General features: G+C 35.4%; 5 protein-coding genes, 1 tRNA gene and 1 pseudogene. 4 read left to right on the top strand and 3 right to left on the bottom strand.

Annotated features, from left to right (window positions below):
- Window positions 1-194: pseudogene (locus M3090_RS14960) on the top strand (transposase); the annotation flags it as partial.
- A gap of 218 nt (window positions 195-412) precedes the next feature.
- On the opposite strand, the gene M3090_RS14955 reads toward M3090_RS14960, so the two are convergent.
- Window positions 413-489: transfer RNA gene (locus tag M3090_RS14955), tRNA-Ala, on the bottom strand.
- Between the two features lie 128 nt (window positions 490-617).
- Between M3090_RS14955 and M3090_RS14950 the strand changes: the two genes are divergently transcribed.
- On the top strand, window positions 618-923 hold the full coding sequence (locus tag M3090_RS14950) for a DUF4286 family protein (RefSeq protein ID WP_249057631.1): 306 nt from the start codon (window positions 618-620) through the stop codon (window positions 921-923).
- The gene (gene ruvC / locus M3090_RS14945; protein ID WP_249057629.1) at window positions 920-1,495 is read left to right on the top strand and encodes a crossover junction endodeoxyribonuclease RuvC; all 576 of its coding nucleotides are present in this window, start codon (window positions 920-922) and stop codon (window positions 1,493-1,495) included. Before M3090_RS14950 ends, ruvC begins: the two co-directional genes overlap by 4 nt.
- Here the strand turns inward: ruvC and M3090_RS14940 are convergent.
- Both M3090_RS14940 and M3090_RS14935 read right to left on the bottom strand, forming a co-directional pair.
- Complete coding sequence (locus M3090_RS14940; protein ID WP_249057628.1) at window positions 1,492-2,730, bottom strand: outer membrane beta-barrel protein; 1,239 nt, start codon at window positions 2,728-2,730, stop codon at window positions 1,492-1,494. The two genes, ruvC and M3090_RS14940, sit on opposite strands and share 4 nt — an antisense overlap.
- Window positions 2,723-3,271: an RNA polymerase sigma factor gene (locus M3090_RS14935; RefSeq protein WP_249057627.1), complete on the bottom strand. Its 549-nt coding sequence runs from the start codon at window positions 3,269-3,271 to the stop codon at window positions 2,723-2,725. The genes M3090_RS14940 and M3090_RS14935 overlap by 8 nt, the downstream gene beginning before the upstream one ends.
- 160 nt (window positions 3,272-3,431) lie before the next feature.
- On the opposite strand from M3090_RS14935, the gene M3090_RS14930 reads away from it, so the two are divergent.
- The gene (locus M3090_RS14930) at window positions 3,432-4,118 is read left to right on the top strand and encodes a NigD-like protein (protein ID WP_249057625.1); all 687 of its coding nucleotides are present in this window, start codon (window positions 3,432-3,434) and stop codon (window positions 4,116-4,118) included.
- Window positions 4,119-4,288: the final 170 nt, after the last annotated feature.

Raw genomic sequence — 4,288 nt, 5'->3', positions numbered from 1 at the left:
GAGAAAACGCGCTTTGACAGAAACGGTCAATGACGAGTTGAAGAATATCGCACAGATTGAACAACTCCAGACACCGCTCCTTCAATAACTTCATTGCCAATTCGCTTTCTGCCATAGCGGCATACTGTTTCTTTGAAAAGAAGCCCGCCATTGACCTGTATTTTGTCAGAGACGGGCAACTTATCCTGTTTTGAATTATATCGAACTCACGTTAAATTACTTTCATATTTAATAGAAACATAACGATAATGGATTTAATCATGTTCCTCGGAGACTAAAAAGATGCAGTGTTTTTGGAGAATTGCTTTACAAAATCCTAATACTTCAAGCAACAGGATTCTCTTTTACTCCAAAGATACCTTTTAAAGAACGTTTGAAAACGATAAAACCCTCTAAAACAGAGGGTTTTGAATGGTGGAGCATAGCGGACTCGAACCGCTCACCTCGACACTGCCAGTGTCGCGCTCTAGCCAGATGAGCTAATACCCCTTCTTTGACGCTGCAAAGATATAACCTTTTTTTGTAACGGCCAAAAACTTCGACATTTTTATTTAAGACAATTAAAAAGATTTGTATTCAGATATTTATTATTTTTGCATAAAAATAGGAGATTGTTTATGCTGATATTTAATACAACTTATCACGTAGAAATAGACCAAGAAAAGGTTTTTCTGATCTGGATGCAAGAATATTATTTACCAGAAATAGAAAAAAAAGGTATGCTCCATGCTCCTCGCATAACTCAAATATTAAATCACCATGAAGAAGGAAGCTCTTGTTTTTCTGTACAATTTGAGGTAGAAAACTCAACTCAACTACACCATTGGTATCAAGAACAAGGTGTAAGATTAGCAGATGAAATGCAAAAGATTTTTAAGGAAAAAGTGATAGGATTTTCCACATTAATGGAAATAATAGTATGACGCAACAACTAGCCAAAGAAAAAATCATATTAGGTATTGACCCAGGAACCACTATTATGGGTTATGGCATTCTTCGCACATTAAATAAAGAACCGGAAATGGTAGCTATGGGCATCATTGATTTACGCCTGTTTACGAACCATTATCTCAAATTAAAACATATACACGAGCGCGTATTAAGCATCATTGAAAGCTATTTGCCTGATGAAATGGCTATTGAGGCACCCTTTTATGGAAAAAATGTACAATCTATGCTAAAATTAGGACGCGCTCAAGGCGTCGCAATGGCAGCAGCACTAAGTAGAGATATCCCCATTACCGAATATGCCCCTTTAAAGATCAAGATGGCTATTACGGGTAATGGGCAAGCTTCAAAAGAACAGGTAGCAAATATGCTACAACGCATACTACGCTTTAAAGAAGAAATCCCAACATTTATGGATGCTACTGATGCTTTAGCTGCTGCCTATTGTCATTTTCTACAAATAAGGCGTCCTATAATAGAAAAGAGCTATCGTAACTGGAAAGATTTTGTTATAAAAAATCCAGATAAAATAACCAATACCCATTAATAACTTAAACGGAATCCTGCTTGTAAAGTAAAAAGCCAAGGTTGTTCTTTACGAATCGTCTGAATATCTGACCCATCATCGAAATAATAAGCCATGCCAGGTTCTATATAAAAGCCTACATGACGACTAAGATTGTATTGAGCTCCCACTGCTGTAGTTGCTGATAATTGAACCGGATCTACTGTTGAAGTCGTAGTTCCAGTTTTTCCATAGACGCATTTTTCAACTGTCCCACCGGCTGAGATATATAAAGCTATTTTTTTCCGTTCCCAAAAATTCCAGTTCGCACGAAGAGGAATGCCCAGATAATGCAATTTCTGATTAACAATTTCTGTTGTTCCCTCATACAAAATATCAGATGCCAAATAAGAATAAATTAAACCTGTTTCAATAGAAAAACCTTTAGATAAATTCTGTCGAAAAGAAAGCCCAACACTAATCGGCTGTTTATGATCAATAGACATTATCTGACGCGTATTTCTCTGTAGATAAGGCAGACCGTTTTGAAAAACTAAATTCTGCCCTTCAGGAATAGCGACCACACCTTTAGAAGCTTCCATCAAATCTAAATCAATATAACTTGTTCCCGGAGATAATGCATTCTGAAAGTCATTAGCGCCTTGAGCATTATTCAGTTTGCCTCCTGTATTCCCTATGGAAAGTGCCATGGACCACCCTTTCTGACGAGAACGGGGCTTATCAACAAGAGCTAAAAAAGAAGCATCTACCTCTGGTAATTTATCTTTTTTTGAAATACTATGTTCATGTTTCTCTTTCCTCTCAATATTAAGTTTCACATGGATAAATATGGAATCCTGTAACTCACTTTTTTTCAGAGTGCTTTTAGAATCAGGAATGCTTGCTAAACGGGATATAGCAACTTTTTGAGGACGAGATTTTTCCAATTGATGCTCTAAAATCGGTTTAGCCGGCTCAACATACATAGAAGGTAAGTCAAAATTTCTGATCGATGAAGCCATGTGACTAGAAGGAAGTTCTTGTGGAACTTCATTAATCAAATGCAGCCCCACAAATGACAACACCCCTATCAAAGCTGCTGCAACAACTGCAATCTTCTGATAAAGAGGAATAAGTTTGGGGCGAGAAGGCAATTCACGCTCCAAACGTTCCCAGCCAGAAACAGGTAAAGGTTCTGAGTGTTCAGACAGCCGTGACTTTACCTTTTCTAACCACAATTCATTAACACCCATATCAATATTCTTTTCTTTATACATGTCTTTTCATCCAATTACGAATCTTAGTAGCCAATGATGCTTTAGCCCGTGTCAATTGCGAAGCAGAAGATTTTTCATTTATCCCTAACAACGAAGCAATCTCCTTATGTGATTTTTCTTCAAAAACATACAAATTCAACACTGTACGATATCCTGTAGGTAATTCACGCACAAACTGCATCAACACATCTTGAGGTATCATATCAATAATAGAGGAATCTGGTTCATCATAGACATCTACAGTATTATCAAGAACAGCAGTCTGATTCATCACATCGTTACGCCGCAAATATTGCAAAACAATATTAATAACGACTCTTTCCATCCACGCTCGCAAAGAACCAGTTCCGCGCCAAGTAAACTTATCAAATGATGCAAACAATTTCAGAAAGCTATCATGCAGCAAGTCTTCAGCTGTATCTTTATCACCGATATAACGAAGACATATGCTTAACAAGCGCCCTGCATATTGCACATACAGTTCTTGATAAGCAGCTCTGTCTCCTCGTTTACAGCGCTCAGCCAATTCTTGCTCTTCCATTCTTACTTTTGACACAAGTTTAATATTTAAATTCAATTGAAACAAAAATACTGCATCAGATAAAAAAGTTTTTTCATTTCAAATTCTTTAATATTTACTTACGCAGTATTAAATAAATTCACACGTTATATTATTACAAATAAAAAATAAATCTTCACATATGAGAAAAAGAACCTTTATATTAGCTTATTTGTTGTTTGGAGTATTTTCTTTACAATCATGTTTAAATGATACAACATATACAGACGAAAATTTGCTTTTTGCCATTGGCACCATTCGAGTCATAGAAAAACAAAATTACTATTTTGAGCTAGATGAAGGGAGTCGTTTATATCCTAATGATACTACTGCAGTTCATAATTATCCCATTAAAGATGATCAACGAGCCTTTGTATATTTTAGTTTATTAGATGAAAAGCTACCTGATTATGATTATAACGCAAAAATCGAACATATTGAAAATATACTAACAAAAGACATCTATTATTGCACTCAAGCTGAAGATTTAGATAGTATTGGCAAGGATCGTATTGACGTAGATAATATGTGGTTATCCCAAGATCATATCAATATAGTTTATAAATTCTACCACAGTAATAATCCCGAAAAAAAGCACATGTTAAGTTTAATTCTTAATGCAACTACTAAAACATCCAATGACGAATATTTACATTTAGAATTTTGCCACAACGCTTATAACGACACACCTTTACTAGGTGGAACTGGAATTGTGTCATTCAAATTAGATAACATTCGGCAACAACTTAATACCCACAAAGGCTTATGCATAACAGTTAATACTCTATATGAAGGAAATAAAACTTTTATCATTGAAAAAAAACACTAGGTTTATAAAAGTATTTTCCCAACACCCATCACTTTAAAAACATTAAAGCACGGATACCTAAGTCTTATACTTCATATTATAAGAATACAACCAGAAAAGCTGAGAATATGGCAAAAATCATTCAACAAGCCTTACCGGCAAAGATGAAAACAAGATTCCTCCAGCTATAC

Origin of the sequence: Bacteroides sp. ET71, from assembly GCF_023336905.1 — a bacterium.
Classification (GTDB): domain Bacteria; phylum Bacteroidota; class Bacteroidia; order Bacteroidales; family Bacteroidaceae; genus Bacteroides.
This window is presented reverse-complemented; position numbering and strand designations above follow the sequence as displayed.